This window comes from Halorientalis sp., from assembly GCF_028275115.1.
Taxonomy (GTDB): domain Archaea; phylum Halobacteriota; class Halobacteria; order Halobacteriales; family Haloarculaceae; genus Halorientalis.
Window position 1 is genome coordinate 1 of the sequence record NZ_JAQCNH010000095.1, and the last position, 13,156, is coordinate 13,156.

Consider the following 13,156-nt stretch of genomic DNA (forward strand, 5'->3'; position numbering starts at 1 on the left):
CGAACACGGAAGTTAAGCCCGCCAGCGTTCCGGGGCCTACTTGAGTGCGCGAGCCTCTGGGAGACCCGGTTCGCCGCCTCCACTCATCCTCGACCCGCAGACGGTATCGGCCGTCTGCGGGTCGAGTTATTTCGAACGTCACCAGCTCCCGCTGGGGTGTCCACCGTTTCGAACGGTCGGCACGTTGGAATACGAGAACACACCGTTCTCAATCGTTTCACGACGGAAAACAGCCCGTCAGCAGAGTCGTCACCGTGAGTCACGTCGCGCCAGGAGTGGCTCGCGACCGCCGTGATCGCCACCATCCCCGGTGTGGTCGGAGTCGTCGTCGTGTTCTTTCCGGCGGTCCTCGGAGTCACCTTCTCCGGGAACGGTAAGCGAAAGGAGCGGTCGACGAAGGTGACCCAGAGCCGTGGCAAGAGGAAGGGGAAGACGGCGATGGCCGACAGCAGACCAGCCACGTGAGCCAGGAGAGCCCCGGCCCGCCCGGACGACAACGAACCGATTGGGGTGGACGTATCAGCGTGTGGAAACGACGCGACAGTCGACGCTCACGCCGAAACTGTCGTACGGCTCGGTGTTCCGGAAACAGAACCGAATCTGACAGGGGTGAACGGTTCAGCAGGCGGGCGATTTCTGAGACCGTCAGGGACGAACCCGATGCTCAGTGTGCGTGGAGACCTATCGATGTGACTCGATTTTGATCATCGGGTCTCCGCCTCTATCGGCGATGACCGTCGCCGTCGTCGAATCCGCCTCGAACTGGAGTCGTCTCGAGATTGGTTTGCTGAAACAGTCCGTCGAGTGCGTCTGCGTTGATATCCTCACTGACGGTCCACTTTTGATCGATCAGTTTCTCGTCGTGTGCCTCTGCAACCGCGCTTACGACTGCTGTGCTTAGCGGTTCGGCCTCGTCCGGTTCGTAGTAGAACTCGGTTGTATTTCCCATACACGCTGTAGGTATCGTCCCGTCCTCGGGCCGGGTCAGTCACCGCCGGACCCAGCTACCGGTTCGGGATTTCCCTGACCGGTCCGACCGTCGCGCCGTTTCACGTCACTGAAGACGAACCGCGTTCCTCCGTCGTACCCGTCGTCGTGGGCGACGGTCCAGCCGTGTGACTCGGACATCGTCTTCACGATCGAGAGACCGAGGCCGGTTCCGTCCGCACTCGTGGTGTACCCGTACTCGAAGATGGCGTCCCGGTGTGTCTCGGGAACGCCCGGACCGTCGTCCCGAACGGTGAAGCCGTCGTCGGTCGAAGCGACCGTAACGGACACGTCCTCGGGCCCGTGGTCGAGTGCGTTGCGGAACAGGTTCTCGAAGATGGTCAGGAGTTTGCTGTGGTCGGCCTGGAACACCCGGTCGTCGGTGACGGTCAGCGTGGCCGCTCGCGTGTCCACGTTTTCCCAGGCCCCGTTCGCGGCTTCGGAGAGGGACACCGGCTCCGTCTCGTCGACGGTTTTGCCCTCGCGGGCGATCGTCAGAATGTCATTAATGATGTCCTGCATGCGGCCGGTGGCGTTCGTGACTTCGGACACGTCCTCGTTGAGTTTCGCTTCGGTCTCGTCGTCGACGGTGCCGCGCTCGACGTGTACGTTCATAAGTTCGAGTCGACTCTCGGCCACCGTGATCGGGTTGCGCAGGTCGTGGGAGATCGTCGAGGCGACTTGATCCAGCCGTTCGTTCTGTTTCTCGAGTTGCCAGCGCGACTGCTGGAGTTCGGTGATGTCCCGCAGGAGGATGGAACACCAGCCTGTCCCCGCGTCGTCGCCCTCCGAGACCGCAGAGACGGTAACAGAGTAGTGGCGACCCTGCCCGTCGTACGGAAGCGAGAGCTCCTCGGTCGCGTCCGTCTCGGTCGGCGGGACGGTGGTGACGTCGGCCAGCGCCGGGCAGGCGGACTCGAAGTCGGCCGGCAGCTCGTCGCCGATCTCGGGCCAGACGTGGGTCGCGGCGCCGTTGTAGTCGACCACGCGCTGTCGGTCGTCCAGGACGATCACTGGGTCTCTGAGATTCTCGACGATGGTGTTCCTGGCGACGGGTTTCACGTTCAGGAGGTCGAACCGGTACAGCGAGACGGTCATCAGCAAGTAAAACGGAAACTGCCCGAGTGAGGCGTGGCTGAATTCGAGCGGGAACAGGTTCGTGTACAGGCTGAGCGCATCGAGGGTCATTACCGACAGCGCACCGGCGATGAACAGTGCCAGTTGCAGGCCGGAACGTCGGCGGGTCGCCAGCAGGTGCGTCGCCATCAGGTAGACGGCGTAGCCGGCCGGGACCTGGATGAGCAGGACGATCGCGGCGAACACCGGGCCGCGTTCGACGGCGAGATAGGGAAACGGCTCGGCTAGCATCGTGAAATCAGCGAACAGGAGGTGATGCGTTCCGTTCGTCGGCGCGAGCAGCAGGTACGCGACGATGCTGACGCCGAACAGCCCCTGGACCCACCGTCGCCGGTGGAGGTCGTTCCTAGTGTACTTCGAGACGAAGACCACGAACGCGCCGACGTTCGGGACCGCGGCGAACGCTCCCAGGACGTACGCCGCCTGCCTGTACGTCGCTCCGATGGGCAGGAGAAACAGGACTGTCGGCAGCCCGAAGAGGACACCGGTCCCGACCATGATCAGGAACCAGCGCGACCCGTCGCGGTCCCAGTGCCTGGTGTACACCCAGTAGCCGACGACGGCCTGGGTCAGGACAGCTACGACCACCACGCCGAGGTACACCGACATCAGCCCGACGCTGAACACCGCCATTTGCGTGTGGTTCGCACCGACCCCATTTCAAACGACCCTCAGTTATCGTACGTGAGTCGGTGACGGATCGACCCCGAGGACCGCACGTATGATGGCACAAATCGCGCCCGGAGTTGGCCAGTTGCCGAGTATGCGTCAGTACCGGTCACGCTGTAGTATCGCCTGAGCGCGTGGACCCGCCGGAACTGTCAGTCGCACTGACAGAGGCACTCTCGGATTCCCAGCCGATGCTGCTACTGTGAAGGACAGCATCGCCGTCGGTGGCGACCCGGACTGACACCGGACTCGTGACGGGCGAGATGAGTCCCTGCTCGGGCCGGTCAGTGCTCACCTGGAGTTCCGCCGACGAGGCGTCGACGTAGAGGTAGCGTGTGTCGCCTGCCGTGAGTGAACTGTCCAGACTCACCGTGTCGGTCGTTCCGTTGGACTCGACTCGCACTGTCGTCGCACCCGGAACGACATCGCCCCCGGTGTGCGTGAGGGCGAGATACGAGCCGTTTTTTACGTCGACGGAAAGCTGGGCCTGTACGGTCGCACCCGGGGGGACGTTGGCCGTCCAGGCCGGCTTGGGGACGCGCTCGACACCGGCCTGGGCCAACGTGTAATTGTGCGAGACCTGCTCACCGCCTCGCGTGAGTGTGACCGACAGGCTGTGAATCTGCCCGGACTCGTCGACTACGAGACGGCCGTCGAACCGCTCGGGAGCGGGCGTCGACGTGTCCGCGTTCGATGCGTTATCAGCAGTCAGGACGATCAGCCCGTCATCGGTCGTCTGATTGGTAACCTCGAATTCGCCCGTCGAGAGGAATCCGTAGATTTCGGAGAGACTGGTGAGTCGCTTCTCGGGCCCGTCGAGGACCCGGTAGTTCGTCTCCTCATCTGCCGACGTGCGGACGAACTGTGTGGTCTCGTTGCTCCACTGGTCGATCGTCGTGTATTGCCCGTCACCGATGGTCCCGGAGGCCGAGAGGCTGTACGTCGAGAAGCCAGCCCCGACGGCGAGGCGTGCGTCGATGTCCATCTCCGCCGAGGACTCGTTGACATGGAGGATGGCACCGTCAGTCGTCACGGCGTTGCGGTTCGCCTCGACGAGCGCCGAAGCGTTCGAGAGCGTCCCGTTCGTGACGCCGGGTATCCGGTCTGCCGATGCGGTCGTCGAATCGGACGGTTCCGTCTCCCCGCCCAGAATACCCATACAACCCGCTGTCAGGAGTACTGGGACGAGCGCCAGGAGGACTGTATGTCGTTCCACACTCGAACACTGTCCCGCAATATCAAAGCGGTTGAGTAAGGTCAAACGCCCCTTTGTGTGACTCGTCGCCACGCCTGCCGGGATGAACTCCTCGCATACTGTTCGATACGAGCAGGGCTGTATCGAGGTCGTTCCGTGCGGTCACTCGACTACCAGCGGTCGGGTTTGTGCATAGCGGCATACGGTTTACGCGCTCGTCGCTCGGCACTGCACCCTCCGGCTCTAGTTACGAAAACCTGTCATGTCGGCCGGAACCGGCCGCTCAGGACAGCGAGTAGATGTGGGTCTCGTAGGTTTCCCGGACGCGACTCCCCCAGTTGTGGGTGTAGGTGTCGATCACGTCCGAGGCCACGTCGCCCCGGAGATATTTGACGATGCCACGGTCGCCGGTCCGGTCACGAAGATGTGTCGTGAAGAAATGCCGGAAGTAGTGGGGGGTAACGTTCTCGTCGGCACCACCACCAGTTCGGTACCAGCCCATTCGTTTCGCGTTCGTGGCCACGATGTGGTGGACGGCGTCGACGGTGACCCGCTCGCCCCAGTTACGGCTCGTGCTCACGAACACGGGGTCGGCCGGTGACACCGGGTTCGGGCGGACGGCGAGCCATCGCTCAAGCGTCGCTTTCAGCTCCGCGTCGATGGGGACGACCGTCGCGCGCTTACGCTTGTTCGAGGCGCCGCGTTGTTCGCCGTTAATTCGTTCGCCGCGTGCGGGCGTGTCGTCGACGTAGACCGAGTCCGGGCGGCCCTGCAGTTGGGGTCGAACCTCGTCGAGTCCGGCGTTCGACAGGTCCACGCCTGCCAGATTCAGGTCACGAACGTCGAGATTGCACAGTTCACCGGACCGCATCCCGGTCTTGAGAAGCGTCGTCACGACGGCATCGGCCAGCGGGTGCTGGACCGTCTCCACGAACCCGCGCATCTCCTCGACGGAGAGGTCCCGTCTAGTCGGGTCCGTGTGGATCGACTCGTCCATCTCCTCGATCACGACAGTCATCGGATTTGCGTCGAAGACACCGACCTGCACCATGTAGGAGTAAAACCGGTGGAGGTATGACGCGTACGTCGCGATGGAACTCTCAGCGTGGGACTCGCGAAGCGTGTGAATCCAGGACATACAGTTCCGATAGGACGCGTCGTCGAGGCCAGCTATACCGTTCGCACCGAGATATGTTCCGAACTCCCGAAGAACCCGCTCGTACGAGTCGCGCGTGCGAGCTGATTTTCCCTGAAATTCGATGTCCTGGAGGAAGTACGCCACTGGATCGTCCGGCGTCTCGGCGGTCTGTGTCTGGCTCATGCGTCCTCCAGAACGTAGCCGCCCTGCCGGGGGCTGTGCTGAACGCGCGAACTCTCCTGGAGCGTCTGTTCCAGTTCGGACTCGATGTCGTCGGTCACGGCGGTCACGAGAGCGTCCCAAGAGAGACAGTCGCGCTCACGTAGTTCCGCGACGATCTGTGCCTCCAAGTCCGGCCCGTCACCGGTCAGCGATTGCTCCGGGTCACCACTATCCGTCTCGCTCTCGAAGCCCCGTCGGCCGGCCTGTACCATCGAGCGGACGAACTCACTGAGGCTCATATCCAGGCGGTCGGCCTGTCGCTGCCACTCTGCTTTCTGGTACGCCGGGACGTACGTCCGCACGCTGGTTCGGGACGTGTCGACATCGTCGTCAGCGGACATGTTCGGCTGGTCGAGCGCCGGTGACTAAAGCTTGTTCCCACTACTGCGAATAAGCCTTCTTATTTGCGCGAATGATACCCCCTTCGCACGGCAATATACTTATTATTTGTACTACTGATACCCAAACAGGACCCACGTGTCCCCACGTATCAAAATACTCGCTCGACGATGGAGAAAAGCGTGAAACGCCGGTTCGACGAATCGAAGTGGCACATCACGTGCTGACCCCAAGGGTCGACACCTCGATGCTGGTGCTACAGCCAGTCGCCCGAATACGGCTACCGAACACTAGAAGTGGAGAGAAAAACGGCCGGACACCTAGCACGGATTCTTCGCTCAGTAATCGCGGCCGACTGCCCGGCCCGGCGCCGGACCACAGAGGCGGGACTGCTGGTCCGGTTTCGAGAGCGTCGACGATTCCGTTTCAGGTCTGTCGTGTAAACCGCATGTGGCGATAACTAAGATGGCAGTGGAGGGGAGACAGACCGTCGAAGTATAATCAGCACGGAGCGTCCTGTTGCGACGCGAATCACTCGGGCGAGAACTCGGCGGTGGTCACGGACGCACTACAGATCACACAGCCGTTCTCGACGAGGGTCTCCCGCATCGCGTTGTTGACCTGGAGCGATTCGCCACACTCCTCGCAGGCGAATCGGTACTCCGCGCCCCCGTTCTCGACCATCCGTACCAGATGTATGAAGCCGGGGAATACATCAAGCCCTCCGTTTCCAGCCAGGCGGGAATCGCATCGATGCTGCGCGGTGAACGGGCCGACGCGTGACGTCCTCAGAGGGGGCGGTCGTGTCGGCCGTCGAGTTGGCGCGACGCCGACGGTGGTCTCGTCGCCGGTCGCGGACGGTTCGACCGGCCGTCTCACCGCGTGTGACGGGCAGGTAGTAACTGGACACCGCTGTATTGTGAGGTGCGAGCAAATGGCTCCGGATCAACAGACATCGTTGTCGGACGACGGGACCGACACGGTTCTCGCTAGGGTCGACTCGGTACGGACGAGCGTCCGCCCGTCCGCGGACACACAGTGTACTACGGAGTTCGCAACCGACGCCACGTCCGAGCCAGAAGCTAACCTCACGCCGGTGTTCTCCCACGGGTCGACAAGGTGGTATCGATTCGTCCACGACGGTGGCGTCAGCTGTCCCTGTGAGTGTCTCGGGCAGTTCGGCTGTCCCGTCACCCGGTACGTTGCCCGAGAGGGCCGCCTGACAGTCGTGTTCCACGCGGCCGACTACGACGAGCTTCAGACCGTCGTGAACGAACTCCGCGGCCTGTTTCCGGGGGTCGAGATCAAGCGGTTCGCCCGGGCTCCGGGCGGCGACACCACACGTGACTCGGTGCTGGTCGACCGGAAGAAACTCACCGACCGCCAGCTGGAAGTGCTACAGAAAGCTTACGATGTGGGCTACTTCGAGAACCCGCGACTGGCCAACGCGACCGAGGTCGCCGACGAGCTCGGCATCAGCCCCTCGACACTACGGGAACACCTCTCTGCGGCCGAACGGAAGCTGCTCGGGGAGCTACTCTGACCGCGGCCGGCGGACGAACGTCTCCCGCCCGATTATAACCACCCCCCGATGCTGGGGCTGTCCGTTCCTGACCCCTGACGTTGTCGTGTGAGATATGGGCCAGTCACCGTCTGCCGTTTCGACCGTGAATTTCGGCGACGAAACCTCCGACGTGACCTGCGTCGAGGGGGCCGAAGATGTCCAAAACGTCCTCGATGCGCTCGGCGACAGCGACTGCCGCGCTATTCTGGACGCGACCAGTGGGGACGCCCTTTCCGCGAACGAAGTCTCCGACGCCTGCGACCTGCCGCTCTCCACAGCATACCGCAGGCTCGAACTACTGACGGACGCAGGGCTGGTCGAAGAACGGACGCGGCTCTGCACGACGGGGAAACAGAGTAATGAGTACGTCCGCTGCGTGGAAGATATCGTCGTGTCGCTCGGTGCCAGCGGCGAGATGGGCCTGGCCGTCAGTCAGCGCGGCCGACCTACCCACGGCCGGTAACGACTGCACGATGGCCCAGGGGCGTCTCGAGATACGACACCGCACGGGCCGGCACCGGCGGACCCGTCGCGTCGTCGGTGCGTTCCTCCGTTAGTCCCCGTTCTCTCTGAGTTCCTCGGCGAGGAGTTCCCCGCGGGTGTGCCACGTCCGTGGCCGGTAGCAGACCACGAGCGCGACGACGTACAGTACCCCGGCGATTCCGGTGACGACGGTACCGGGAATCGTGCCGACTGCCGCGCTCGCGGGCCAGTCCGTGCCTGCGAAAGCCGTCACCCGCAGCAGCCACGCGCCGTTCAGGACGGTGAAAATCGGGATGTAGACCCGCCGGAGCCGGTGGGCGATGGCTTCCTCGGTCGAAATCTTCAGCCGTGGGGACCGGTAGTCCGTGGCCAGCTTTTCGCGCCACTCGGTCTCCCTGAGGTCGATTTCCGGGTCGAGGCCGACGGCCCAGACGTGTTCCTGCAGTTTCCGCACGCGGGAGCGCCAGACGTCGTAGGCCCGGTAACGCCGTGCCTCGATGAACAAAAACATCACGACCGCGGCGTGTCCGACGAGAATCACGTAGTGTGGATTGGCTTCGCTGGAGAACGCCCAGGTCAACACGGCAGCAATCAGCAACACGGCCCAGTTGGTCGTCTTGTCCAACCGCTCGCGCCACAGTTTCATCCGATGAATTTCGCCCCGGTAGAGGTGCGCCATAGCGCCGCTCGGCCCCATCTCGTGGTCCAGCAGTCCCTCGCCGACGCGGGCGTCGAGCGGTTCGGCACGGCCCGGCGTGTCGTGGTCCGGTTCGTCTCCGGGGTCGGGACCGCGGTCCGCCCCCACTTCGGCCGGGTCGTCGCCGGACAGAGATTCACCGCCGCTCATATCGACCCTCCGGGAGCCACGACGTCGACCGACGAATGCTGTCCATCGCTGTCGGTACCGCAGCCGCGACACGGGAAGGTATGTGTCGATTCGACTGTCGGGTTAGTCGCCAGTAAGAGCATCCTGACTGGCCGCGCAGTTGTTGGGCCCGAGTTCGAGTTCGAAGGCCTCCTGATCGTCGGCCGTCTGGTGGCCGAGGTTCGTCGCAATTATTTCTTCGTAGTTGGCCGGTCGCGGTGGCATATCGGAGAGGACCAGGTCGACGAACTCGTCTTCGTCCGTCCCGAGTGCGTCCATCTCGGACTCGATTTCACCGATGGGGGCGGTAAAGCTGCCGTCCTCTGCAGGTTCGGCCGCATCGCTGAAGTGTGCACCACCGACCAGCACCCCGTCCTCGAACGACAACACCTTCGTCTGGAGGGTCTCGTGAAGCTGGCGTGCGGCGTCGGCCGCACCCTCGTCGCCTTCCTCGAGGTCCGGGCGAGCGACGCTCTCGACGAACAGACCGTCACCGGTCGCGAGCAGACTCTCGCCGAGCAGGTAAGACGTCATGCCGCTGGTGTGGCCGGGCGTGTGGACCGTCTCGGCGGCGGCCGCGCCAACGTCGAAGGTGTCGCCGTCGGCGGCGGTTTCGACGTCGTCGATGTACGTCACGTTTCGCTGACGGGTCGCCTCGGGGACAACGCCGGTGACGCCACGCTCGTCGAGTTCGCGCACGCCGCTGACGTGGTCGGCGTGGACGTGCGTGTCGAAGGCGTAGGTCAGATCGGCGCCGAGGGCGGCTGCGTCGTCGAGATAGCGGTCCGTGAACGCCCGCAGCGGGTCCACGACGGCCGCCTCGCCGTCGGAGACGAGCAGGTAGCCGAGACAGCCACTGGAGGGCCGCTGGTACTGGTAGAGGTCGCCTGGACCGTCGTAACGCGAGACAACCGCGCGCTCGTAGAGTCGCGCCCAGCCGTTCATCCCATCTCCCAGATGGACCACGTTGCGACCCGCCTCGGCCAGTCGACCGGCGACGTACTCGCTCGCGCCGCCTTTCGCACACAGGACCACCAGCGGGTCACCGTCGGGCACGCGCTGGAGAAGGTCTGCATTCACCTCCTCGTCGAGGAACTGAAAGTACGGCACGTTCGCGACTTCGACGGACTCGCCGTCGATGTGCCACTCCTCGAAGTCGTGTTCCATCCTGGCGTCGAGAATCGTGACCGCCTCGCCGCCGTCGATCCGTCGCTTGAGTTCTGCCGGTTCGACCTCGTCGACCGCGACAGCAGGCGTCGGAAAATCGTCTGGGTTCATGTACACTCGTCGGTACGCGACCGACGCCCATATGACTTGTGAAAATTGCACAATACAAAGTATTCTAACTCCGACCGTGTCAGTTTCGACGACTACCGACGGTTAACTCTCTGTGGCGTACGATTTGCTGTTGTGAATTTGCCGCAACTCAGGACGACACAGGGGTCGGTGGGAGGCGACCGCGCACGGTGACGGGAATGTAGAAGACAGCGGGGTCAGTCGGCCGCGGTGGGGCCGGCACTGGAACCGGTTATCCGCGAGCGCAGTCGGCCCTGTGCGTAGGCGCCGATGAACATCCCGGCGACGGCCCAGAGGATCGGCCAGTTACCGATACCGACACTGGCGTAGGCGGCACCGGGGCAGATACCGGAGAGCCCCCAACCAGTCCCGAACACGACACCGCCGACGACGACGTTACGGTCGAAGGATTTCACCCGGCGGACGTACTCCACGCCGGTCAGGGGGGCGCTGTCGAGGACACCCGTCGCGACGGTAAAAACGACACCGGTGACGGCGGCCGCTCCGCCCATGACGAACAACAGGCCGAGGTCGTCGAACTGGAGGAAGTCGAGGACGACCTCGGGACGGGCCATGTGGCTGTAGGCGAGTCCGAAGCCGAATATCAGACCGCCGACGAGGATAACCAGGTGAAAGCCCGGACGCCGGTCGGTCACGGTGACACCCCGAGAGCCTGCACCAGTTGTGCAGTGCCGATGGCGACCGATATGAACGTAGCGACGTTCACGATGGAGGTCTGTGAGAGGGACCCGACGCCACAGACGCCGTGGCCGGACGTACACCCTTTGCCGAGACGGGTGCCGACACCGACCAGGACGCCACCGGCGAGCAGTCGCCACCACTGGACCTCGGTCGTCCAGGCACCGCCCTGCCACACGACGGCGTAGACGCCGGCACCGAGGACGATACCGGCAGTGAACACAATGCGCCAGTCCCGCGAACCCACGTACCGAAGCCTGTTGAACCGCGGGACGTTCGAGACGTACGAGAGAGTCGATTCGAGGAACGTGCTCGCGCCCGCGATGATACCGGTCGCGAGGTAGATCGACGCTATCCCGCCGCCGATGAACAGACCGCCGATCAGGTACCGCGCGATGCCGTTGGGGAACAGTTCGACACCGATCATCGGCGGGTCACCCCGACCGAACGGACTGCCGTACGAGGTCGACTTCTGGGCATATCTCGCCTGTCCATACCGCCTGCTCGGGCAAAAGGATTTGCATAGAGATCCGCATACTATACAATACTATCTGGCTCCGAAGCCCCAATTTTGCGCCGAATCGACTGCTTCGTACTTTTTTGACATGGTAGTAGTGCCCGCAGTCGACACAATTATTAAGCCAGGGGTAGTATTGTACCCTGAGAACACAACATGAGCTACGAAGCAGACGTCACCGAGACGCTAAACGTGAAAGGACTCTCCTGCCCGATGCCGGTCGTGAAGACGAAACAGGCGGTCGACGACCTCGGCGGTGGCGACGTATTGGAAGTTCTCGCGACCGACTCCGGGAGTACGAGCGACCTCGACGGCTGGGCCAACGGGACCAGCGGTGTCGCCCTGCTCGACCAGGACGAGCGTGTGGAAGACGGTGAGAGCGTCTACGTACACTACGTGCAGGTGGAGGAATGAGCACAGAAACGGACGAGACCGCCGAGGCCGACGGTCCGGAACCGGAGGTCGATGCGGCCGAACTCGCCGAGTTGCGCACACGCGTCGACGAACTCGAAGACCGGCTGACGGCCGCCGAGACGGAGGTCGGCGACGAGGGGAGGTCGATGGTCGTCGTCGCGACCAAGGGCACGCTGGACATGGCGTACCCTCCGCTGATTCTCGCGTCCACGGCCGCCGCCTTCGGCTGGGACGTGACCGTCTTCCACACGTTCTGGGGGCTGGACATCCTCCACGAGGACCACTCCACGGACCTCCAGATGAGTTCCGTCGGAAACCCGAACACGCCTGTCCCAAACGCCATCGCCTCGCTGCCGGGCATGGATCGTGTGACGACGAGGCTAATGCGAAAGCGTATTGCCGACAACGAGACCGCCAGCGTTCAAGAGCTGCTGGACGTCTGTTTCGACATGGGTGTCGAGATGCAGGCCTGTCAGATGACCGTCGACCTGATGGACTACGACGAAGACGACTTCTACGACGACGTCACCGTGGGCGTCGGTGCCGCGACAGCGCTAGAACAGATGGCCGACGCCGACATCCAGCTTCTCGTCTAACCGACACGCTTGTTTCCCGGTGGTGGCACCGTCTACAGGCCCTGCGGAGTGTTGTATGAAACATACATAACTCTTTTAGCGTCACACCGATTACGTGTACACATGCCAAATTCGATGGTGGAAATGTTGCGCCAGGACATGGAGTGTGAGGGGCTCCTGGAGTGTCTTCACGGGCTCAAGGACCTGGACAGGGAGTGTTTCGAGACGCTCGCGACGAGCGAGGAGCGGTTGACCGTCGACGAGGTCGCAGAGCAGGTCGAACGCGAGCGCTCGACGGCCTACCGGTCGATTCAGCGCCTCCTCCAGACCGGCCTCGTCCGGAAAGAGCAGATCAACTACGACCAGGGCGGGTACTACCACGTCTACTATCCCGCCGACCCCGAAGAGGTGACCGACGACATGCAGCGACTGTTGAACGACTGGTACGCCCAAATCGGCCAGCTTATTCAGGAGTTCCGCACGAAGTACGAGGACGAGACGGCTCCAACCGCGCCTTCGGAGACGTGATCAGGCGCGCAGCGGCCGACTGACCGACTGGTAGGCCCTCTCGACACTGGCCCCTCGCGGAGGCTTCCATCCTAGACTGTGTCTTTGATATTGGGCACCATAGCGTCCGCAGGTTTTCCCTCCAGAACCGCCGTCGCCACTCGGCGGCCGGTGACGGTCTCTGTCGTCCGTATCGACTCGCTTGCCCGTGGTTTCAGTTCGTCGACGAACGCGTCGTCGACACCACCAGCGTCGAACGGCCCCGCTGCACCCTGTATGCCCGCGACACCGACTACCCGGACCGTCGCGTCGAACACACGTGAGAGCGCGACCGCGTGTTCGGCCGCCCGAACGGCGTGGTCGCTCCCGTCCGTCTGTATGAGGCTCCGCTCGTACATCGTTCAGGCTACCCCTCGCTGGTACAAAATCGCGGGTGCGGTTCCCGGCTAACGGCGACAGTCCCCGGTGGACGCCGACCCCGCAACCGGGCCAAGTTGGCCAGGCTGACAGAAACAGGTACTCGAATCCGAGTAAATCGATTCCGAGACG

17 protein-coding genes and 1 rRNA gene are annotated in these 13,156 nt (G+C 63.3%); 7 read left to right on the plus strand and 11 right to left on the minus strand.

Annotated elements, in window-relative coordinates:
- Positions 1–82, plus strand: a 5S ribosomal RNA gene (gene rrf, locus Q0964_RS18575); the annotation flags it as partial.
- 209 nt (positions 83–291) lie between these two features.
- A complete protein-coding gene (locus Q0964_RS13150) occupies positions 292–465 on the plus strand; it encodes a hypothetical protein (RefSeq protein WP_299268367.1) in 174 nt (57 codons plus the stop codon).
- Positions 466–721: 256 nt separating this feature from the next.
- Here Q0964_RS13150 and Q0964_RS13155 read toward each other — a convergent pair whose 3' ends face one another.
- The 6 genes from Q0964_RS13155 to Q0964_RS13180 form a co-directional block, all read right to left on the minus strand.
- Positions 722–949 carry a HalOD1 output domain-containing protein gene (locus tag Q0964_RS13155; RefSeq protein ID WP_299268370.1) on the minus strand — a complete coding sequence of 76 codons (228 nt, stop codon included), beginning with the start codon at positions 947–949 and terminating at the stop codon, positions 722–724.
- A 35-nt stretch (positions 950–984) separates the two neighbouring features.
- Complete coding sequence (locus tag Q0964_RS13160) at positions 985–2,757, minus strand: sensor histidine kinase (protein WP_299268373.1); 1,773 nt, start codon at positions 2,755–2,757, stop codon at positions 985–987.
- A 145-nt stretch (positions 2,758–2,902) separates the two neighbouring features.
- The gene (locus tag Q0964_RS13165; protein ID WP_299268376.1) at positions 2,903–4,009 is read right to left on the minus strand and encodes a DUF7537 family lipoprotein; all 1,107 of its coding nucleotides are present in this window, start codon (positions 4,007–4,009) and stop codon (positions 2,903–2,905) included.
- A 262-nt stretch (positions 4,010–4,271) separates the two neighbouring features.
- A complete protein-coding gene (locus tag Q0964_RS13170) occupies positions 4,272–5,309 on the minus strand; it encodes a tyrosine-type recombinase/integrase (protein ID WP_299268379.1) in 1,038 nt (345 codons plus the stop codon).
- Positions 5,306–5,689: a DUF5805 domain-containing protein gene (locus Q0964_RS13175; RefSeq protein WP_299268382.1), complete on the minus strand. Its 384-nt coding sequence runs from the start codon at positions 5,687–5,689 to the stop codon at positions 5,306–5,308. Before Q0964_RS13175 ends, Q0964_RS13170 begins: the two co-directional genes overlap by 4 nt.
- A 529-nt stretch (positions 5,690–6,218) precedes the next feature.
- Positions 6,219–6,371 (minus strand): DUF7560 family zinc ribbon protein, encoded by a 153-nt coding sequence (locus tag Q0964_RS13180; protein ID WP_299268385.1) that lies wholly within the window; start codon positions 6,369–6,371, stop codon positions 6,219–6,221.
- A 250-nt stretch (positions 6,372–6,621) separates the two neighbouring features.
- Here Q0964_RS13180 and Q0964_RS13185 point away from each other — a divergent pair, with 250 nt between their 5' ends.
- Both Q0964_RS13185 and Q0964_RS13190 read left to right on the plus strand, forming a co-directional pair.
- The gene (locus Q0964_RS13185) at positions 6,622–7,230 is read left to right on the plus strand and encodes a helix-turn-helix domain-containing protein (protein WP_299268389.1); all 609 of its coding nucleotides are present in this window, start codon (positions 6,622–6,624) and stop codon (positions 7,228–7,230) included.
- Between the two features lie 94 nt (positions 7,231–7,324).
- Entirely contained in the window at positions 7,325–7,714 is a 390-nt protein-coding gene (locus tag Q0964_RS13190; RefSeq protein ID WP_299268392.1) for a winged helix-turn-helix domain-containing protein, read from the plus strand.
- A gap of 90 nt (positions 7,715–7,804) precedes the next feature.
- Here Q0964_RS13190 and Q0964_RS13195 read toward each other — a convergent pair whose 3' ends face one another.
- The 4 genes from Q0964_RS13195 to Q0964_RS13210 form a co-directional block, all read right to left on the minus strand.
- Complete coding sequence (locus Q0964_RS13195) at positions 7,805–8,581, minus strand: DUF2270 domain-containing protein (protein WP_299268394.1); 777 nt, start codon at positions 8,579–8,581, stop codon at positions 7,805–7,807.
- Positions 8,582–8,683: 102 nt separating this feature from the next.
- Positions 8,684–9,877: an MBL fold metallo-hydrolase gene (locus Q0964_RS13200; RefSeq protein ID WP_299268397.1), complete on the minus strand. Its 1,194-nt coding sequence runs from the start codon at positions 9,875–9,877 to the stop codon at positions 8,684–8,686.
- Positions 9,878–10,092: 215 nt separating this feature from the next.
- The gene (locus Q0964_RS13205; protein WP_299268399.1) at positions 10,093–10,551 is read right to left on the minus strand and encodes a DUF6691 family protein; all 459 of its coding nucleotides are present in this window, start codon (positions 10,549–10,551) and stop codon (positions 10,093–10,095) included.
- Entirely contained in the window at positions 10,548–11,021 is a 474-nt protein-coding gene (locus tag Q0964_RS13210) for a YeeE/YedE family protein (protein ID WP_299268401.1), read from the minus strand. Before Q0964_RS13210 ends, Q0964_RS13205 begins: the two co-directional genes overlap by 4 nt.
- A gap of 246 nt (positions 11,022–11,267) precedes the next feature.
- Between Q0964_RS13210 and Q0964_RS13215 the strand changes: the two genes are divergently transcribed.
- The 3 genes from Q0964_RS13215 to Q0964_RS13225 all read left to right on the plus strand — a co-directional run bounded on the left by Q0964_RS13215 (position 11,268) and on the right by Q0964_RS13225 (position 12,628).
- Positions 11,268–11,525 carry a sulfurtransferase TusA family protein gene (locus Q0964_RS13215; RefSeq protein ID WP_299268403.1) on the plus strand — a complete coding sequence of 86 codons (258 nt, stop codon included), beginning with the start codon at positions 11,268–11,270 and terminating at the stop codon, positions 11,523–11,525.
- A complete protein-coding gene (locus tag Q0964_RS13220; RefSeq protein WP_299268404.1) occupies positions 11,522–12,121 on the plus strand; it encodes a DsrE/DsrF/DrsH-like family protein in 600 nt (199 codons plus the stop codon). Before Q0964_RS13215 ends, Q0964_RS13220 begins: the two co-directional genes overlap by 4 nt.
- Before the next feature lie 102 nt (positions 12,122–12,223).
- Complete coding sequence (locus tag Q0964_RS13225) at positions 12,224–12,628, plus strand: helix-turn-helix domain-containing protein (RefSeq protein ID WP_299268405.1); 405 nt, start codon at positions 12,224–12,226, stop codon at positions 12,626–12,628.
- Between the two features lie 71 nt (positions 12,629–12,699).
- On the opposite strand, the gene Q0964_RS13230 is transcribed toward Q0964_RS13225, so the two are convergent.
- A complete protein-coding gene (locus Q0964_RS13230; RefSeq protein WP_299268406.1) occupies positions 12,700–13,005 on the minus strand; it encodes a universal stress protein in 306 nt (101 codons plus the stop codon).
- Between the last annotated feature and the right edge of the window lie 151 nt (positions 13,006–13,156).

Bases quoted from the DNA above. Each gene is read 5' to 3' on its own strand.
- Q0964_RS13215 (WP_299268403.1), top strand. From the start codon at position 11,268: ATGAGCTACGAAGCAGACGTCACCGAGACGCTAAACGTGAAAGGACTC.
- Q0964_RS13230 (WP_299268406.1), bottom strand. From the start codon at position 13,005: ATGTACGAGCGGAGCCTCATACAGACGGACGGGAGCGACCACGCCGTT.
- Q0964_RS13160 (WP_299268373.1), bottom strand. From the start codon at position 2,757: ATGGCGGTGTTCAGCGTCGGGCTGATGTCGGTGTACCTCGGCGTGGTG.
- Q0964_RS13195 (WP_299268394.1), bottom strand. From the start codon at position 8,581: ATGAGCGGCGGTGAATCTCTGTCCGGCGACGACCCGGCCGAAGTGGGG.
- Q0964_RS13210 (WP_299268401.1), bottom strand. From the start codon at position 11,021: ATGATCGGTGTCGAACTGTTCCCCAACGGCATCGCGCGGTACCTGATC.
- Q0964_RS13220 (WP_299268404.1), top strand. From the start codon at position 11,522: ATGAGCACAGAAACGGACGAGACCGCCGAGGCCGACGGTCCGGAACCG.
- Q0964_RS13225 (WP_299268405.1), top strand. From the start codon at position 12,224: ATGCCAAATTCGATGGTGGAAATGTTGCGCCAGGACATGGAGTGTGAG.
- Q0964_RS13190 (WP_299268392.1), top strand. From the start codon at position 7,325: ATGGGCCAGTCACCGTCTGCCGTTTCGACCGTGAATTTCGGCGACGAA.
- Q0964_RS13200 (WP_299268397.1), bottom strand. From the start codon at position 9,877: ATGAACCCAGACGATTTTCCGACGCCTGCTGTCGCGGTCGACGAGGTC.
- Q0964_RS13170 (WP_299268379.1), bottom strand. From the start codon at position 5,309: ATGAGCCAGACACAGACCGCCGAGACGCCGGACGATCCAGTGGCGTAC.
- Q0964_RS13155 (WP_299268370.1), bottom strand. From the start codon at position 949: ATGGGAAATACAACCGAGTTCTACTACGAACCGGACGAGGCCGAACCG.
- Q0964_RS13175 (WP_299268382.1), bottom strand. From the start codon at position 5,689: ATGTCCGCTGACGACGATGTCGACACGTCCCGAACCAGCGTGCGGACG.
- Q0964_RS13180 (WP_299268385.1), bottom strand. From the start codon at position 6,371: ATGGTCGAGAACGGGGGCGCGGAGTACCGATTCGCCTGCGAGGAGTGT.
- Q0964_RS13185 (WP_299268389.1), top strand. From the start codon at position 6,622: ATGGCTCCGGATCAACAGACATCGTTGTCGGACGACGGGACCGACACG.